This window comes from Rivibacter subsaxonicus (genome assembly GCF_004217215.1).
Taxonomy (GTDB): domain Bacteria; phylum Pseudomonadota; class Gammaproteobacteria; order Burkholderiales; family Burkholderiaceae_C; genus Rivibacter; species Rivibacter subsaxonicus.
The window spans coordinates 628248-644555 of record NZ_SHKP01000004.1; the positions used below are offsets into that span (position 1 = coordinate 628248).

General features: G+C 66.9%; 19 protein-coding genes. 15 read left to right on the top strand and 4 right to left on the bottom strand.

Features of this window, described 5'->3' with window-relative positions; all coding sequences use genetic code 11:
• Positions 1-129: 129 nt before the first annotated feature.
• The 3 genes from rpoD to EV670_RS02835 all read right to left on the bottom strand — a co-directional run bounded on the left by rpoD (position 130) and on the right by EV670_RS02835 (position 5202).
• On the bottom strand, positions 130-2331 hold the full coding sequence (rpoD, locus tag EV670_RS02825; protein WP_130430288.1) for an RNA polymerase sigma factor RpoD: 2202 nt from the start codon (positions 2329-2331) through the stop codon (positions 130-132).
• Between the two features lie 313 nt (positions 2332-2644).
• Positions 2645-4369: a DNA primase gene (gene dnaG, locus EV670_RS02830; protein ID WP_130430289.1), complete on the bottom strand. Its 1725-nt coding sequence runs from the start codon at positions 4367-4369 to the stop codon at positions 2645-2647.
• Positions 4370-4380: 11 nt separating this feature from the next.
• Positions 4381-5202: a YdcF family protein gene (locus tag EV670_RS02835; RefSeq protein WP_242616810.1), complete on the bottom strand. Its 822-nt coding sequence runs from the start codon at positions 5200-5202 to the stop codon at positions 4381-4383.
• Between the two features lie 110 nt (positions 5203-5312).
• Between EV670_RS02835 and msrA the strand changes: the two genes are divergently transcribed.
• From msrA to EV670_RS02850, 3 genes are all read left to right on the top strand, one after another.
• Positions 5313-5912 carry a peptide-methionine (S)-S-oxide reductase MsrA gene (msrA, locus tag EV670_RS02840; RefSeq protein WP_130430290.1) on the top strand — a complete coding sequence of 200 codons (600 nt, stop codon included), beginning with the start codon at positions 5313-5315 and terminating at the stop codon, positions 5910-5912.
• Between the two features lie 5 nt (positions 5913-5917).
• Complete coding sequence (locus EV670_RS02845; protein WP_130430291.1) at positions 5918-6295, top strand: hypothetical protein; 378 nt, start codon at positions 5918-5920, stop codon at positions 6293-6295.
• A 124-nt stretch (positions 6296-6419) separates the two neighbouring features.
• Positions 6420-8468, top strand: a complete 2049-nt coding sequence (locus EV670_RS02850; RefSeq protein ID WP_242616811.1) for a TonB-dependent receptor — start codon at positions 6420-6422, stop codon at positions 8466-8468.
• A gap of 27 nt (positions 8469-8495) precedes the next feature.
• On the opposite strand, the gene EV670_RS02855 is transcribed toward EV670_RS02850, so the two are convergent.
• Positions 8496-9581, bottom strand: a complete 1086-nt coding sequence (locus EV670_RS02855; protein WP_130430292.1) for an integron integrase — start codon at positions 9579-9581, stop codon at positions 8496-8498.
• A gap of 136 nt (positions 9582-9717) precedes the next feature.
• Here EV670_RS02855 and EV670_RS02860 point away from each other — a divergent pair, with 136 nt between their 5' ends.
• The 12 genes from EV670_RS02860 (at position 9718) to EV670_RS02915 (ending at position 16220) form a co-directional block, all read left to right on the top strand.
• On the top strand, positions 9718-10254 hold the full coding sequence (locus EV670_RS02860; protein WP_130430293.1) for a GNAT family N-acetyltransferase: 537 nt from the start codon (positions 9718-9720) through the stop codon (positions 10252-10254).
• A 78-nt stretch (positions 10255-10332) separates the two neighbouring features.
• The gene (locus tag EV670_RS02865) at positions 10333-10713 is read left to right on the top strand and encodes a hypothetical protein (protein WP_165393215.1); all 381 of its coding nucleotides are present in this window, start codon (positions 10333-10335) and stop codon (positions 10711-10713) included.
• 99 nt (positions 10714-10812) lie between these two features.
• Positions 10813-11286, top strand: a complete 474-nt coding sequence (locus EV670_RS02870) for a hypothetical protein (RefSeq protein WP_130430295.1) — start codon at positions 10813-10815, stop codon at positions 11284-11286.
• A gap of 47 nt (positions 11287-11333) precedes the next feature.
• Positions 11334-11798, top strand: coding sequence for a VOC family protein (locus tag EV670_RS02875; protein ID WP_130430296.1), 465 nt, complete (start codon positions 11334-11336; stop codon positions 11796-11798).
• A 168-nt stretch (positions 11799-11966) separates the two neighbouring features.
• Complete coding sequence (locus EV670_RS02880) at positions 11967-12329, top strand: DsrE family protein (protein ID WP_130430297.1); 363 nt, start codon at positions 11967-11969, stop codon at positions 12327-12329.
• A gap of 171 nt (positions 12330-12500) precedes the next feature.
• Complete coding sequence (locus tag EV670_RS02885) at positions 12501-13004, top strand: cupin domain-containing protein (RefSeq protein ID WP_130430298.1); 504 nt, start codon at positions 12501-12503, stop codon at positions 13002-13004.
• 57 nt (positions 13005-13061) lie between these two features.
• Complete coding sequence (locus EV670_RS02890; protein WP_130430299.1) at positions 13062-13439, top strand: VOC family protein; 378 nt, start codon at positions 13062-13064, stop codon at positions 13437-13439.
• 78 nt (positions 13440-13517) lie between these two features.
• Positions 13518-13958 (top strand): YybH family protein, encoded by a 441-nt coding sequence (locus tag EV670_RS02895; protein ID WP_165393216.1) that lies wholly within the window; start codon positions 13518-13520, stop codon positions 13956-13958.
• A 167-nt stretch (positions 13959-14125) separates the two neighbouring features.
• The gene (locus EV670_RS02900) at positions 14126-14521 is read left to right on the top strand and encodes a GFA family protein (protein WP_130430301.1); all 396 of its coding nucleotides are present in this window, start codon (positions 14126-14128) and stop codon (positions 14519-14521) included.
• 250 nt (positions 14522-14771) lie between these two features.
• Positions 14772-15287, top strand: coding sequence for an OsmC family protein (locus EV670_RS02905; RefSeq protein WP_130430302.1), 516 nt, complete (start codon positions 14772-14774; stop codon positions 15285-15287).
• Between the two features lie 81 nt (positions 15288-15368).
• A complete protein-coding gene (locus EV670_RS02910; RefSeq protein WP_130430303.1) occupies positions 15369-15782 on the top strand; it encodes a DUF1801 domain-containing protein in 414 nt (137 codons plus the stop codon).
• A gap of 87 nt (positions 15783-15869) precedes the next feature.
• Positions 15870-16220 carry a nuclear transport factor 2 family protein gene (locus EV670_RS02915; protein ID WP_130430304.1) on the top strand — a complete coding sequence of 117 codons (351 nt, stop codon included), beginning with the start codon at positions 15870-15872 and terminating at the stop codon, positions 16218-16220.
• Positions 16221-16308: the final 88 nt, after the last annotated feature.

Here is a 16308-nt window from a genome sequence, read left to right on the forward strand (position 1 = left end):
GGGAGGGCGCAGAACGTGAAGTAGTGCGCACCGAAGTTTAGCCGGGCTGCCCATGAAAAACGGCCCGCGTCGATTGCTCGACGCGGGCCGTGGCGCGGGCGCCGCAGTGGCGGCCCGGCGCGGCGTGGCTCAGAGGTTGTCCAGATAGGTGCGCAGCTTGTCCGAGCGGCTCGGGTGCTTGAGCTTGCGGATCGCCTTGGCCTCGATCTGGCGGATGCGCTCGCGGGTGACGTCGAACTGCTTGCCGACTTCTTCCAGCGTGTGGTCGGTCGACATCTCGATGCCGAAGCGCATGCGCAGCACCTTGGCCTCGCGCGGGGTCAGCGAGTCGAGGATGTCCTTGACCACGTCGCGCAGGCCGGCCTGCATCGCGGCCTCGATCGGCGCGGTGTTGTTGGTGTCCTCGATGAAATCGCCCAGGTGCGAGTCGTCGTCGTCGCCGATCGGCGTCTCCATGGAGATCGGCTCCTTGGCGATCTTCATGATCTTGCGGATCTTGTCCTCGGGCATCTCCATCTTCTCGGCCAGCGTCGGCGCGTCCGGCTCGAAGCCGAACTCCTGCAGGTGCTGGCGCGAGATGCGGTTCATCTTGTTGATCGTCTCGATCATGTGAACCGGGATGCGGATCGTGCGCGCCTGGTCGGCGATCGAGCGCGTGATCGCCTGGCGGATCCACCAGGTGGCGTAGGTCGAGAACTTGTAGCCGCGGCGGTATTCGAACTTGTCGACCGCCTTCATCAGGCCGATGTTGCCCTCCTGGATGAGGTCGAGGAACTGCAGGCCGCGGTTGGTGTACTTCTTGGCGATCGAGATCACGAGGCGCAGGTTGGCCTCGATCATTTCCTTCTTCGCGTCGCGCGAGGCCTTCTCGCCCTGGTTCATCTTCTTGTTGATGAGCTTCAGGTCCTCGATCGGCACCACCGCCTTCGACTGGATGTCGATCAGCTTCTGCTGCAGATCCTGGATCGGCGGCAGGTGGCGCGCCATCACGGCGCTGTAGGGCTTGCCGGCGGCGACTTCCTTCTCGGCCCACTTCAGGTTGAGCGCGTTGGGCGGGTAGCTCTTGATGAAGTGCTCTTGCGGCATGCCGCACTTGTCGACCACGATCTTGCGCAGCTCGCGCTCGTAGCGGCGCACGTCGTCGACCTGCGAGCGCAGGATGTCGCACAGCCGCTCGATGGTCTTGACCGTGAAGCGGATGCTCATGATCACGCCCGACACGGCGTACTGCGCCTTGTTGTAGGGCTGCGACTTGTAGCCGTCCTTCTCGTAGGCGCGGCGCATCTTGTCGAAGTTGGCCTGCAGGTCGTCGAACTTGGCCAGCGCCTGAGTCTTGAGCTCCTCGAGGCGCTTGGTCAGTGCCTTCGAGCTGGCGGCTTCGTCGTCTTCCTCGGAGTCGTCGAACTCGTCGAAGTCTTCCTCGGCCACGTAGTCGTCGGCCTCGTCGTCGAGCACGAAGCCGTCGACCACCTCGGAGATCTGCATCTCGCCGGCGCGCAGCTTGCCGGCCAGTGCCAGGATCTCGGCGATCGTGGTCGGCGACTCGCTGATCGCCAGCATCATGGCCTGCAGGCCGCCCTCGATGCGCTTGGCGATCTCGATCTCGCCCTCGCGCGTGAGCAACTCGACCGTGCCCATCTCGCGCATGTACATGCGGACCGGGTCGGTGGTGCGGCCGAACTCGGAGTCGACGGTCGAGAGAGCCGCCTCGGCCGCTTCCTCGGCCTCTTCCTCGGTCGCCGTGGCGTTGCCGCCGCCGGCGATCAGCAGCGTTGCGGCGTCGGGCGCCTGCTCGTAGACCGCGATGCCCATGTCGTTGAGCATCGAGACGATGGCGTCGAAGATCTCGGCGTCGACCAGCTTCTCGGGCAGGTGGTCGTTGATCTCCTGGTGCGTGAGGTAGCCACGCGTCTTGCCCATCTTGATGAGGGTCTTCAGCTCCTGGCGGCGCTTGTTCGACTCCTCTTCGCTGAGCGCCGACTCGTCGAGGCCGAACTCGCGCATCAGCGCGCGTTCCTTGGCCTTGCTGACCTTCATCCGCAGCGGCTTGGCCTTGACGGCCTTCTCGTCGCCACCCTCCTGCTCGACCGCATCGGGTTCGAGATCGGCCTCGATGTCGGACAGGTCCACCTCGAGTTCGGGCGCCGCCTTGGCCGCGGCCGGCTTGCGGCCGGGCTTGCCCTTGGCGGCAGCCGTCGGCTTGGCGGCGGCGGGCGCTGCCTTGGCGGCCGCCTTGGCTGCCGGCTTCTTGGTTTCCAGCTCGGCAGCGGCGGTCTTGGCCGCGGGCTTGGCGGCAGCAGTCTTCGCGGGGGCGCTCTTCTTGGCGGTCATGCAGTTCCTCGTCGGGCGTTAGGACGAAATTCGGGGCGATCGGTCCGCGTCTGCCGGCCGCGCGTACGCAAGCAGGCCGGGCGCGGAGGCCGGTAATGCAGGAGCGGGTCGGGTGACCGTCGGGAAGCGCAGCCCTTGCGGGAAGGTTGGCCGGATGATGTAACCCGTGTCGCGGGTGGCCGGGGCCGGAGGTGCTGCTTCGCTCTCAAAGTGGTGGCGATGTGAGCGTTGTCATCGCTGACAAGCCTGCCATTATACAAACTGGGGGCCGCCGATCAAGGCGGGAAGCCCCTTGGCGGGGCCTGGACAGACCCTAGCGCCGACCCAGCAGGGGCGAGATTTCGGCGCGGATCCGATCCTTTTGCAACTGATTCATCAACACCGGCAGGTCCTCCAGCGCGGGTTGCAGCGCCGGGTCGTTGGCGTCGATCAGGGCCAGCACCGGCGCGGCCCATTCCAGGCCGGCCAGCGCCACCCGCAGCGTGGCCCAGGGCTGGGCGCCATGTTCCTGCACCTCGCGGTCGAGCCAGCGGAAGAACTCGCCGTGCCAGCCGGGCTGGGCCGACAGCAGTTCGTGGTCGGCGTCGGAGAGCTGCAACCAGCCCTCGGCGTGGCCGGCCAGCGCCCAGGCCACGTTGTCGGCCGGGCCGCGGATCGCGGCGCGCGGCGCTCGGCGCGGCGCGCGGGGGGCGCCGCCGCGCGCGCCGCGAGCGGCCGAGCGCGCGGCGCCGGGGCGCACGCCGGTGAACAGCGCCATCAGCTCCTCGCCCGGCAACTGGGCCAGCGCCGCCAGTTCGCCGGCCACCTGCAGCTTCAGCGCCCCGTCGGGCAACTGCAGCCACAGCGGCTTGGCCTGGGCGACGAAGCGCGCGCGGCCCTCGGCGGTGCCGAGGTCGCAGCCCTCGCGCGCCAGGTCGGCGAGCTGGCGCGACAGCGGCAGCGCCTGCGCCACGTAGCTCTCGAAGCCGCTCTGGCCATGCTCGCGGATGTAAGAGTCGGGGTCGTGCTCGGTCGGCAGGAACAGGAAGCGGAAGCTGCGCGTGTCGCTTGCGTGCGGCAGCGCGGCCTCGAGCGCGCGCGCGGCGGCGCGGCGGCCGGCGGCGTCGCCGTCGAAGCTGAAGACGATGCTGTCGGTGAAGCGCAGCAGCTTCTGCACATGCTCGGCGGTGCAGGCGGTGCCGAGCGTCGCCACCGCGTTGGCAAAGCCCATCTGGGCCAGCGCGACCACGTCCATGTAGCCCTCGACCACCAGGCAATAGCCCTTGGCGCGCAGGGCCTGGCGTGCCTCGAACAGGCCGTAGAGCTCGCGCCCCTTGCTGAACACCGGCGTTTCCGGCGAGTTGAGGTATTTGGGCTCGCCCTTGTCGAGCACGCGACCGCCAAAGCCGATCACCTCGCCCTGCACGCTGCGGATCGGGAACATGATGCGGTCGCGAAAGCGGTCGTAGCGCTTCTGCTCCTCGCCCTCGTCGCCGGTCACGATCACCAGGCCCGACTCCGTCAGCAGCGGATCGTCGTAGCGTGGGTAGACGCTGGCCAGCCCGCGCCAGCCCTCGGGCGCGTAGCCCAGGCCGAAGCGGGCCGCGATCTCGCCGCTGAGGCCACGACCCTTGAGGTAGGCCACCGCACGAGCGTCGGCCTTCAGCTTGGCCTTGTAGTGCGCCGCGGCCTTGGCCAGCACCTCGGTCAGCGTCTGCTGGCGTTCCTTGGCGGCTTTGGCGCGCTCGCGTTCCTCGGGGCTGCGTTCTTCCTCGGGCACCTGCATGCCAAGCTGCTGCGCGAGATCCTCGACAGCTTCGACGAACGTGGCGCCTGTGAATTCCGTGAGAAACCGAATCGCGTCGCCGTGTACGCCACAACCAAAACAGTTGTAGAACTGCTTATCTGGAACGACGTAGAAGCTCGGCGTCTTCTCTCCGTGGAAGGGGCAAAGCCCCTTCCAGTCGCCGCCAGACTTCTTCAGCGTGACATGGCGACCGACCACCTCGACGATGTCGGCGCGGGCCAGCAGCTCCTGGATGAAGCCGGGCGGGATCATCCTCGCGGTCCCTATCGAGTGACCAAGCTGCCGAGCAGCTCGCGCAGCGCGAGCCGCACCTGCGTGAAGCCCTGCAGCGTCGGCAGCCACTCGAGTTCGGGTGCCTGTTCGGAGACGAAGAATCCCAGCGGCGCCGGCGTGATCTTCAGGCTGCCGCCGGCCGCCTGCTCGAAGGCGCGCAGCGCGCGCGGCATGTGCCAGGCATGGGTGACCAGCACGATCTGCTGCACGCCGTCGGCGCGCAGCAGGGCCACGGTGCGCTGCGCGTTCTCGCGCGTGTCGCGCGAACGGGTCTCGGTCCAGCGCAGCGGCTTGAGGAACTCGTCCTCGGCCACCCGCGCGGCGATCTCGGCCTCGCTCAGCTGGCTGTCGGCCGGCGCCTGGCTCTGCTGCGACCAGCCGATGCCGCCCGAGAAGGCGATCGGCAGCCCGGTCTCGCGTGCCAGCCGGATGCCGTAGCGCAGCCGCTGCAGCGACCAGCTGTTGAGGTCGGCGGTGCCGAGTTCCTTGGCGCGCGGGATGCGGCCGCCGCCGAGCACCACGATCGCCGCGCTCGGCGCGACGTGGCTCTTGGCCTGCTTGCCGCTGCCCGACTTGAGTTCGGCCAGCGTCTCCTCGGCAATCGGCGCCGGTGGCCGCAGCACCTGGCGCTCGATCACGCGGGCCACCGCCGTGCAGCAGGCCAGCCAGATCGCGATGCACGACAGCAGCACCATCATGCCGCCCAGCAAGCGGCGGCGCGCCGACAACCCCCAGCCCAGCAGGATCAGCAGCAGCAGGGGCACCGGCGGCAGCGCCAGCGCGGTCAGGATGGGTTTCCAGCTATCAAACACGGTCAGGTCCAGGGCGATCACGCAAGGCGGCAAAAGACCGTAGGATTCTGCCCGGCGGGCCGCGTGGCCCGCATTGACGCCAACGCGGACTGTGGCCCCGCCGCCTCGTGATGAACCCTGAACCCGACGCCGACGACCGCAGCGCCGTTGCCGGCCGGCCCGCGCCTGCCGTGGCCACGCTCGGCGGCGGCTGCTTCTGGTGCCTCGAGGCGGTCTTCCTCGACGTCGAGGGCGTGCTGTCGGTGGAATCGGGCTACTGCAACGGCCACGCCATCGATCCCAGCTATGAGCAGGTCTGCAGCGGCACCACCGGCCATGCCGAGGTGGTGCGCGTGGCTTTCGACCCGGCCCGCATCGCCTTTCGCGAGCTGCTCGAGATCTTCTTCACGATCCACGACCCGACCACGCTCGATCGCCAGGGCAACGACGTCGGCCCGCAGTACCGCTCGGGCATCTACACCCACGACGACGAGCAGGCCGGTGTCGCGCGCGCGGTGATCAAGGAGATCGAGGCCAGCGGCGTGCTGCGCGGCGCCAAGGTGGTCACCGAGGTCGAGCGCGAGCGCAACTACTGGCGCGCCGAGGACTACCACCAGAACTATTTCGCCCAGCATCCGGGCCAGGGCTATTGCGCCTTCGTGGTCGCGCCCAAGCTCGAGAAGTTCCGCAGGACCTTTGCCGCGCGCCGTCGGCAACCGTCCGGCGCCTGAGTCCGATGCACTTGCTGCGTCGCCGCCCGTCGCTGCCGCTGGCCCTGCTGCTGGCGTGGGCGCTGCTCGGCGCGCAGTTGCTCGGCGGCTGGCACCGCATCGCGCACGCGCCGCAGGGCTTGCCCGCCACGCTGGTGCAGGCCGTGCCGGGCAGCGCCGAGTTCGCCGACCCGGGCTCGGCCCTGGGTCACACGCGCGGCAGCGCCGACTGCGGCCTGTTCGACCAGCTGCTGGTCGCCGCCGCTCTGGTCTCGAGCGCGCCACCGGCATCGCCGGTGCTCGTGCCCGCCTTCGACACGCTGCCGGCCCTCGGCAGCGATGTCCTCGCCACCGCCTGGCAACGGCCGGCGGCGCGCGCGCCCCCGCTCGGCCACAGCGCCTGAGCCCGATCCTGCGCGCCCCGGAGGCGCGCAGCTGCTGATCTGTCGCGCCGGCCTCGTGGCCGCGCGCCGGTCGCCACCACCCCATTCCCGGATGGCGCCCCCGCAGGGAGGCGCCACGTGAGCCATGCCAACTCCGCCCTTTCGGCCGCCGCTGCGCAGCGTGCTGGCCCTTGCCGTGCTGGGCGCTGCCTGCGCCGTCCGCGCACAGGACGCTGCCGCGGCCGCCGCCACCCTCGCGCCGGTGCTCGTCACCGGCAACCCGCTCGCCGCCGATGCCCTCGCCACGCCGGCCAGCGTGCTGACGGGCACCGAACTCGTGCTGCGCCGTGGCAGCACGCTCGGCGACACGCTCGGCTCGCTGCCGGGTGTTTCCAGCAGCTACTTCGGCCCCAACGCCAACCGGCCGGTGATCCGCGGCTTCGACGGCGACCGCATCCGCGTGCTCAACAACGCCGGCGCTTCGCTCGACGCCTCCTCGCTGAGCTTCGACCACGCGGTGCCGCTCGACCCGCTGCTGGTCACGCGGCTCGAGGTGCTGCGCGGTCCGGCCGCGCTGCTCTACGGCGGCAGCGCGGTCGGCGGCGTCGTCAACGCGATCGACAACCGCATCCCGCGCGAGCCGCAGCCAGGCGTGAGCGGCGTGGCCGAAGCCCGCGGCGGCGGTGCCGCACGCGAGCGCGCGGCGGTCGGTGCGGTCGACGCTGGCGGCGAGGGCTTCGCGCTGCATGCCGATGCCTTCGCGCGCCGCACAGACGACCTGCGCACGCCCGACTACAAGCGCCCCGACGGCGCCGGCGGCTTCACGCGCGAGAACCGCATCATCAACTCGACCAGCGAGGGCAGGGGCGGCGCGCTCGGCGGCTCCTGGGTCGGCAGCCGCGGCTACCTCGGCCTGGCCTGGGACAGCTATCGCAACGACTACGGCGTCGTGGCCGAGGAAGACATCCTCATCAAGATGCAGCGCGACAAGCTCGCGCTCGCCGGCGAGTACCGCTTCAACGACGGTTTCGTGCGCAAGATCAGCGGTCGCGTCCAGCGCACCGACTACCAGCACGAGGAGGTAGAGGGCACGGGCGAGGTCGGCACCACCTTCGAGAACAAGGGCACCGACAGCCGCTTCGAACTCGAGCACGCGGCTATCGGCGCGCTCAAGGGCGTGATCGGCCTGCAGACCGAGGACTCCGACTTCTCGGCACTCGGCGACGAGGCCTTCGTGCCCAGCACCGGCACGCGCCAGTTCGCCGGCTTCGTGTTCGAAGAGCTCGGCGTGGGCGAAGCCAAGATCAGCTTCGGCGGCCGAATCGAGCGCACCACAGTCGACTCGGCCGGCGACGCCGATCCCGCCGAGCCGAAGTTCGGCGATCCGCAAAGTCGCCGCTTCACCACCGGCAGCGCCGCGCTCGGCGGGCTGTGGCCGCTGGCGGGCGGCTGGCAGGCGAGCGCCAACCTCGCCTACACCGAGCGTGCGCCCACGCTCTACGAGCTCTACGCCAACGGTGTGCACGCCGCCACCGGCACCTTCGAGCGCGGCAGCCTCGACCAGCACAAGGAGCGCGGCAGCAACCTCGATCTCGGCCTGCAGTGGTCGACCTCGCCGCACAGCAGCGTCAAGGCCAGCCTGTTCGCGAGCGACTTTTCCAACTACATCGCGCTGCTGGCGACCGGCGAGCCGGACTTCATCGACGCCGACAGCGGCGAGAGCTTCCCGGTCTACGCCTTCCAGGGCGTCAGGGCCCGCTTCGTCGGCGGCGAACTGGAAGCGCGCTGGCGCCTGCTCGACGCCGGCCGCACGCTCGACCTCGATGGCCAGCTCGACTGGGTGCGTGCCGACAACCGCACGAGCGGCGAGCCGCTGCCGCGCATCGCGCCGCTGCGCGCCGCGCTCGGCGCGAGCTGGGGTTTTGCCGAGGACTGGCTGCTGCGCGGCGAAGTTCGCCACGCGGCGCGCCAGAGCCGGGTGCCGTCGGACGACGTCGCCACGCCGAGCTACACGCTGCTCAACCTGGCGCTCAGCAAGAGCTTCGGACTCGGCGGCGCGGCCGGGCTGGCCTACCTCAAGCTCGACAACCTGACGGACGAGCTCGCCTTCAACGCCAGCACCATCGGCACCGTGCGACCGCTCGCGCCGCTGGGCGGGAGGGCGCTAAGCGCGGGGCTGAGGTTGAGCTTTTGAGGTGCATCGGCGACGGCAAGAGCAGCTTCACGCTGCCGGCGCGGACGCCAGTGGGGCATGCGCTGAACCGAGCGTCGCAGCCCAGTAGGGCGCGGGGCGCCCGGCCGACTCCGTGCCCGGCAGGGCATCGAGCGGGCTGCGCACCGCGCCGCCCAGCCGCAGCACGTGGGTGTAGATCATCGTCGTGCTCACGTCGCTGTGGCCAAGCAGTTCTTGCACGGTGCGGATGTCGTAGCCCGCCTGCAGCAAGTGGGTGGCAAAGGAGTGCCGCAGCGTGTGCGGCGTGGCCGGCTTGTGGATGCCGGCGGCAGCCACGGCGAGCTTGAAGGCGCGTTGGAACGTCTGGTCGTAGAGGTGGTGGCGGCGGACGACGCCTGAGCGCGGATCGGTGGCGTGGGTGGCCTGCGGAAAGACCCAGAACCAGACCCACGACTGGTCGGCGCGCGGGTACTTGCGATCGAGCGCGTCGGGCATGAACACGCCGCCACGGCCACGGTGCCGGTCGTCGAGCCACAGCTCGCGCGCGGCAGCGAGTTGCGCCCGCAGCGGCTCGACCAGCGTGGCCGGCAGCATGACCACGCGATCCTTGCCGCCCTTGCCCTGGCGCACGATGAAGGCGCCGCGGTCGAACTCCACGTCCTTGACGCGCAACTGCAGTGCCTCGGTGATGCGCATGCCGGTGCCGTAGAGCAGTTGCGCAAGCAGGTGCAGCGTGGTGTTGTGGGCCAGCGCGGCAAACAGGCGCGCCACCTCGGCCGCGCCGAGCACCACCGGCAGCCGCCGTGGCACGCGAGGGCGGCCCATATCCTGCATCCACGGCAGATCGTGACCGAGCACCTTGCCGTAGAGGAACAACAACGCCGACAGGGCCTGCCGATGGGTGGACGCAGCGACGCCGCGCGCGTTGGCGAGCCAGGTGCGGAACGCCTCGACTTCGGGCCCGCCCATCGTTGCCGGCTGGCGCACGCCGTGGAAGCGGATGAATGCGCGCGCCCAGTACACGTATGCCTCTTCGGTGCGCAGGCTGTAATGGAAGAATCGGATGCGCTCGCGCAACTGGTCCAGTACCTTTGGCGCCTTCAGCGAAGGGAGTGTCGGGCTGCCGCTTTTCATGGTGCGTTAGTACTGTATGAACATACAGCCTACGCGCCACGACGCGAGCGTTCAAGCGGCTTGGCGGCCGACTCGACCTGCCAGATTAGGGAGACTGCGTCCCGGATTCGGGAACAAAGTTAGACGGCACAGGAACATGTCCGATCATCTCCACGTACGGCGCGTTTCTGCATCGGACGACCTGCACGCGCTGACTGAGCTTATTCACGCGGCGTATGCGCCCCACGCTGCCACCGGCCTGCGGTATTGGGCAACGCACCAGTCGGTGGCCGACACCGAGAAACGCATCGCGCGCGGAGTCTGCTTCGTCGGGGAGCTCGGTGGCGAGATCATCGCAACCATCGCGTTGGCCCGGCCAGATCCAGCATCCAAAGTCGAGCTCCTGCGCGAGCCACACACCTGGTCGTTCGGCCAGTTCGCAGTCGCGCCATTCCACAAGGGCCGGGGCTTCGGCAAGCAGCTCCACGATACCGCGTTGCTGGAGGCCGCCACGCTTGGCTGCCAGGTCATGGCGCTGCATACTGCGCAACCAGCAGTGGCGCTCATCAACATGTACCGCTCTTGGGGGTACATACAGGTTGGCACATGCGATTGGCGCCCGCATACAAACTTCCTCAGTATCCTTATGTCAAAGGCTGTTCCTTCTGGCACGGAAGCACGCGGTGCCGTCTAACCCTTCGCTCCACCTGACGTTCGCCAGCCGGCTTCGCCGTCCGGCGCCCGCAGGTGAGCTCAAGCGTTAGGACTCAGCTTGACGCCCATAGATATCCTGAACGCAGCGAAAAGCAAGACCGTATCGCACGTCTGGTTCAGCGATTACAGGGCCATGTACATCGAGCTTGGGAAGCTAACACCTCCGAAGCGAAACAACCCTCAAGGCGAGGTCACCGTATATGCTGGCTTTCACTGGCAAGGTGACATCAAGAAGCCTCACGGCACGGAGATCTTGGGGGCAGAGATTCTCAGCATCGAAGTCCAGTCAAACTCTGAACTATTGGTGGGGTTCTCGAACGGTATTCGCCTGTTGACTGGCGTGGAAGGGGATGAGCCGGAGTGGTCTGTGACCGTTCAAGATCGCGCTCATCTTTCAGCAGTGAAAGGAAGACTGCATGTTGAACCGGCTAAGTCCTAACGGGTTCGTCGAGTGGACCCACAACGGCGGCCAGCGTGGTCACCATTCCTTGGTGCTGAGTGCGCCGTTGCGGTCCATTCACGGCTGACGTTGGGCCTCATGAAGCGCGTTGCAGCAGCTCTCATCATCATTCTTGCGGTCCCATTGGCGGGCGGCGCGTTGAGCGATCTGCTGCTGTCGCCGCAGGCAAGGCATAACGCGTCGTGGTTCTGGTTCGCCTTCGCGTACTTCTATTGGAAGGGGCTGTGGATCTTGCTATTTCTCGGCCTACCTTTTTGTGCCGTAGCCAAGGCACTTCATTGGACGCAATGGTGGGTATACATTGCCGCTGGGCTCATTCTTGGAATGGTTGAGCCCCTCGCCCGGCTTGCCAAGTACCGTGCTGCGCCATGGCTAATTACGGACTTGAGTGCCCCCGAAGCTTTACAGCGAACATTCTGGGAGGTACTGGCTTGGACAACGGCCGCACTGGTGTTCTGGCACATCACAGTCCGAGTAAAACAAGAGCCCAACCCATCAATCGAGAGGACTCGCCCCGGCAAGCCGGGTCGAGCCTCTCATGTCAAACGCTAGGCCGCGCAAAACTGCTGCATCAACCTACTCACACGAGGAGCAACACGATGGCCAGTTCCATACGTACCTGCCTCTGGTTCCGTGACGGCCGCGGTCGTGAGGCCGCAGAGTTTTACTGCGCTCTGATTCCGGGAAGTCGGATCGAAGCGACCTTCGATATCTCAGGCGACGGTGCTTCCTGGCTAATCGACTTCACGCTGGGCGGGGTGCCGTATCAGATACTCGATGCAGGACCGATGTTCACTCTAACCGAGGCAGTGTCGATCTCGGTCGAAACGGACGATCAGGCAGAGACCGATAGGCTTTGGGCAGCGCTAACCACAAATGGCGGCGAGGAAAGCCACTGCGGCTGGCTCAAGGATCGCTACGGGGTGTCGTGGCAGGTTTTCCCGAGGCGGCTGACAGAATTGACATTGCGTGCCGACAAGAATGTGTCTGCCAAGGCGATCGCGGCGATGATGAAGCAAAAGAAGATCGACATTGCCGAAATCGAAGCGGCGGTTCTTGCCTAGAAGTCCATGGCCTGACAATTCATTCAAGCCGACGCCGCTATGTGGCGCGGCTTGATTCAGGCGCCAGGCTGCACTGGACACCCGCCTGTTCGCCAAGCGGAAGTCGCGGCTCCATGGCTCACTGGCCTAGCCGTAGACTCTGGCTCCTCATCGGCAACGGAGGCATCCATGGCGAACATCCTCGTTCACGCGACATGCGGGCCGAATGACCCAACGCGCGCTGCCCTCTCATTTCTTGTGGCAAAGGCCGCGCTCGACGAAGGCCACACGGTCAAGCTCTTCTTGGCCGGCGACGCGGTACAACTCTTTCGCGACGCAGTGCTGGACTCCCTCGTCGGGCTGGGCACTGGCAAGCTGCGAGAGCACTATGACGCCCTGGTCGCTGGAGGTGCTCGGTTCTACCTCTCGGGCATGTCTGCCAAGTCGCGCGGCATGTCGGAGGCAGACCTCGCCGGCAAGCCAGGTGAGTTCGCCATGCCCAACGTACTCATTCGCCTCTCGCTCGAGAGTGATCGGGTACTCAGTTACTAGCAGCCCAATCCCGTAACTCAAGGTCCGAGGGTGCCGCCTAACAGGTCGCTCAAGCGGACCTCCACCGGCTGGCGGCTACGGGCGCCTTACTGTCTTGCCCTACGCGGCCAGCCGATTCCGGGCGCTTAGCTCCGACGTTGGGCGTCACAGGCATCAACCAGGGAGTCGCGCATGAGTGAAACGAAAACCTCCTTGTACTCAAGGCTCATTCGCAACTTCAACGAGGTTCCGCTCAACCACGCCGCCCTCGAGCCAAAGTACGAATGCAGTCACGCCAGGCTGTCCGAAGGCACTGCAGCCGCAAAGTTGGCCGTGGGCGTCAACGTCGTAGCGCCAGGCAAGCGGGCCTGCCCATATCACCTCCATCACGCCCAAGAAGAGATGTTCATCGTGTTGGAAGGCTCAGGCACGCTCCGTGTCGCTGGCGAACTGCTCCCAATCAAGGCCGGGGACACGATCTTCATCCCTCCGGGGCGCGAGTTCCCTCACCAGATCATCAACACCTCCGACGCCCCACTCAGGTACCTCGCCATCGGTACGACCGACGATCCGGAGATCTGCGAGTACCCGGACTCCGGCAAGTACCTCGCGGAAGGTGGCTTGGCGACCAAGCAGCCGTTCGAAGTCATCGGAAAGGCTGGCAACAGCCTTCCTTACTGGGAGGGCGAAGGCTAGTGCCGCCTGACTCAAACCTTGGGCCTCGCGCAGGCCCCGCACAGTTCAGGAGAACTCATGTTCGACCACGTCAAATTCGGAGTCGGCAGCTATGCAGCGAGCAAAGCGTTCTTCCTCAAGGCACTCGAGCCGCTCGGCGTAGCTGTTGTGTCGGAGGGGGCGCCAACCTACGGTGTCGAGTTGGTGGGCCCAAAGAGCAAGGCTTCCTTGTGCCTATACCAAACCGAGGAGAAGCCGGCGCATCTTCACTTGGCGTTCGCGGCCGAGAGCCGCCAGCAAGTCGATGCCTTCTATCGCGCGGCCCTTGCGGCGGGTGGCAAAGACAATGGTGCGCCTGGTCTGCGCCCGCACTACCACGCGAACTACTATGCAGCTTTCGTCATTGGTCCGGACGGGCACAACATCGAAGCGGTTTGCCACGCACCCGGGGCCTGACCATTGCTTCAAGCGGACCCGGCCTGCGACGGCGCGCTCAAGGCAGACCTCAGGCGTCACGAAAACCAGGAGGTCCAAGTGAGTGAGATCGAAGCTTCCATCGACAGAGTCATCGAGGCGTACAGGGCCTCCGTCGCCGCAAGAGATATCGATGCATTCATGCACCTCTATGACCCGACGGCGAGGGTCTTCGACGCCTGGGGTGTCTGGTCGTATGAAACCGTTCCAGCATGGCGAGTCGCCGTCGAAGGTTGGTTTGTGTCACACCCAGCCGACCGGTTCAGCGTTGTGTTTGAGGACGTTCGCTCGGTGTCCACTCCTGCGTTCGCATCTGTCAGCGCCATAGTCACCTACGCTGTCCATTCAGCGCGCGGTGAACAGCTGAATGCGATGCAGAACCGGCTCACGTGGGTTCTCAAGACGAGTGGTCACGTCCCGAGAATCATTCATGAGCACACTTCGGCGCCCGTAGGTTTCGATGATCAGAAGGCAATTCTTCAGCGTGCGAGCAAGCCTTGAGGATGCAGACCTCGTGACGCCCAACCCTGCGCTCGAGCGGACCGACCGGCATGGCTCGTCGAAGCTCTCACGTTCATGCGCACGTTCCGCTTCGCTGCGCCACGCCGGTGGCGCCCGCTCAGCTTGGACGTCGGGCGCCAGCAGGCACGCAGACGAGGTCGCCGATCATGAAAACACGAATCGCCTCCTGTAGCTGCGGGCAACTGACAGCGACGGCAACTGAAGACCCAGTTCGTGTCTCGATCTGCCACTGTCTTGCATGTCAGCGTCGAACCGGGAGTGTGTTTGGTGCTCAAGCTCGCTTTGACAAGAAGAGCGTAACGATCCAAGGTCAATCCAGGCAGTACGTCCGTATCGGAGATGAGGGAGGCAGAGCCACATTCAGCTTCTGCCCCACTTGCGGCGCAACAGTCCACTACGAAATAGAAGGTCGAGGAGACAGCGTAGTCATTCCGGTCGGCGCATTCGCCGACCCCGCCTTTCCCGAGCCAAGCTTCTCGGTCTACGAAGAACGCAAGCACGCTTGGGTCGGCTTGCCTTCCAACATCGAGCACATGGCGTAGTGAACACACCGGCGCCCGACCATTCCTGCATGGACTCCCTGTCAACGCCAGCGACTGGCCGATCCGGTGAGGGCGCGAAGGGTTGAGCCTGCAGTCGACCATCCGGCATCTGAGGTGTGCTGCGTAATGAGGGCCCGTGCCGTCCTTCGACAGGCTCAGGAGGAATCTGCGTCAGCGCGGCGCCAATCGTTGCAAGCGGCAGGTATGAAAAGCCGCCTCACCCACAACCACCGCCGACAGGAGCTGCCTCATGACCATGGCCCGGATCCAGCAGTCGATCGAAGGCGTCGCCAGGTTCTTCGCGAAGCATCCGCAAGAGGGTCGGGTGACTGACGCGGCCGCCGTTGCCATCCTCGAGGAGGGGCTGCGCTGCAGGGCCGAAGGGCCGAACGGAGCGGCGCTGTTCAGTGACATGCCCGAGAGCATCGGTGGCGGCGGGTCCGCGCCCACGCCGGGCTGGCTGCTGCGCGCCGCGCTTGCCAACTGCGATGCCACGGTCATTGCCATGCGCGCCGCGCAGCTCGGTGTCGCGCTCACCAGGCTGGAGGTCACGGTGGAGAGCGACTCGGACGATCGCGGCATGTTCGGGCTTGGCGACGGCATCCCGGCGGGGCCGCTGACCATGCGCATCCGCGTGGTGATCGCCGCCGATGGGGCATCGGCCGGGCAGCTTCGGCAGATCGTCGAGTGGGCGGAAGCGCACTCGCCGGTGGGCGATGCGCTGCGCCGGGTCATCCCCATGAGCATGACCATCGAGCCGGCCTGAGCCGTGCCGCGTGTCATTGCCAGTGACGCGCCCGGCTTCGACCTGTCCAGACATCCGGTACACCCTGACCCGGCCCGACCCATGAAGATGATCCTCACGCCCGCGACCGATCCCGACCAGTACATCGCCTGCCTCGGTGGCTGGCAGCGGGCCCAGGCCGAGGCGCTGCGGCTAGCGGTTCGCGACGCGGTGCCGGAGCTGCAAGAGAGGCTGAAATGGGGCCACCTGGTCTACTTCCTGAACGGGCCGGTGCTGCTGATCCGGGCCGAGCCTGCCCGGGTGCTGTTCGGCTTCTGGCGCGGGCAACGGCTGCGCCACATCGAGCCGAGGCTCAAGCCCGGAGGCAAGTACGAGATGGCGACCCTGCAGCTCGGGCCGGACACGCCGCTGCTCAGGGCCACGGTGACGCGCCTCGCCAGCGAGGCCGCCATGCTCAACCGCGTGATCGGCGACCCGACCGTCGCCGCCGGCCCGGCGGCGCGGAGCACCGCCTGAACGTGGCGCCGGGCCGGGCGCGGCCAAGCCTGCCCCGGCATGCCGCAAACTCGCCCGACTCGCCACCCTCCGCACTCCACCACCGCCATGCCCGACGCCTTCGACCCCGCCGCCTTTGCCCAGCGCCAGCTCGACGCCTACAACGCGCGCGACCTCGAGCGCTTCGTGCGCGAGTACAGCGACGACGTGCTCGTCTACCGGCTGCCGGGCGCGGAGCCCGTCATCGTCGGCAAGGCGGCGCTGGCCGAGCACTACCGCAAGAACCGCTTCAACCTGCCGGGGCTGCATGCCGAGCTGGTGAACCGCATGGTCTTCGGCAACAAGGTCATCGACCAGGAGCGCGTCACCGGTGTTCCGGACGCGCCGCTCGAGGTCGCGGCGATCTACGAGGTCTCGCCGGCCGGCATCGCCAAGGTCTGGTTCGTCAGCGGGTCGTAGCGACGCGGCCGCCTCCACGCAGGGACGGCGGCGATACCGCCGATCCCCGTGGCTGCGGGATAAGCTTCGATCCGCAGGCAATCGTCTG

Bases quoted from the DNA above. Each gene is read 5' to 3' on its own strand.
- rpoD (WP_130430288.1), bottom strand. From the start codon at position 2,331: ATGACCGCCAAGAAGAGCGCCCCCGCGAAGACTGCTGCCGCCAAGCCC.
- dnaG (WP_130430289.1), bottom strand. From the start codon at position 4,369: ATGATCCCGCCCGGCTTCATCCAGGAGCTGCTGGCCCGCGCCGACATC.
- msrA (WP_130430290.1), top strand. From the start codon at position 5,313: ATGAACCCTGAACCCGACGCCGACGACCGCAGCGCCGTTGCCGGCCGG.
- EV670_RS02845 (WP_130430291.1), top strand. From the start codon at position 5,918: ATGCACTTGCTGCGTCGCCGCCCGTCGCTGCCGCTGGCCCTGCTGCTG.
- EV670_RS02850 (WP_242616811.1), top strand. From the start codon at position 6,420: ATGCCAACTCCGCCCTTTCGGCCGCCGCTGCGCAGCGTGCTGGCCCTT.
- EV670_RS02855 (WP_130430292.1), bottom strand. From the start codon at position 9,581: ATGAAAAGCGGCAGCCCGACACTCCCTTCGCTGAAGGCGCCAAAGGTA.
- EV670_RS02860 (WP_130430293.1), top strand. From the start codon at position 9,718: ATGTCCGATCATCTCCACGTACGGCGCGTTTCTGCATCGGACGACCTG.
- EV670_RS02870 (WP_130430295.1), top strand. From the start codon at position 10,813: ATGAAGCGCGTTGCAGCAGCTCTCATCATCATTCTTGCGGTCCCATTG.
- EV670_RS02875 (WP_130430296.1), top strand. From the start codon at position 11,334: ATGGCCAGTTCCATACGTACCTGCCTCTGGTTCCGTGACGGCCGCGGT.
- EV670_RS02880 (WP_130430297.1), top strand. From the start codon at position 11,967: ATGGCGAACATCCTCGTTCACGCGACATGCGGGCCGAATGACCCAACG.
- EV670_RS02885 (WP_130430298.1), top strand. From the start codon at position 12,501: ATGAGTGAAACGAAAACCTCCTTGTACTCAAGGCTCATTCGCAACTTC.
- EV670_RS02890 (WP_130430299.1), top strand. From the start codon at position 13,062: ATGTTCGACCACGTCAAATTCGGAGTCGGCAGCTATGCAGCGAGCAAA.
- EV670_RS02900 (WP_130430301.1), top strand. From the start codon at position 14,126: ATGAAAACACGAATCGCCTCCTGTAGCTGCGGGCAACTGACAGCGACG.
- EV670_RS02905 (WP_130430302.1), top strand. From the start codon at position 14,772: ATGACCATGGCCCGGATCCAGCAGTCGATCGAAGGCGTCGCCAGGTTC.
- EV670_RS02910 (WP_130430303.1), top strand. From the start codon at position 15,369: ATGAAGATGATCCTCACGCCCGCGACCGATCCCGACCAGTACATCGCC.
- EV670_RS02915 (WP_130430304.1), top strand. From the start codon at position 15,870: ATGCCCGACGCCTTCGACCCCGCCGCCTTTGCCCAGCGCCAGCTCGAC.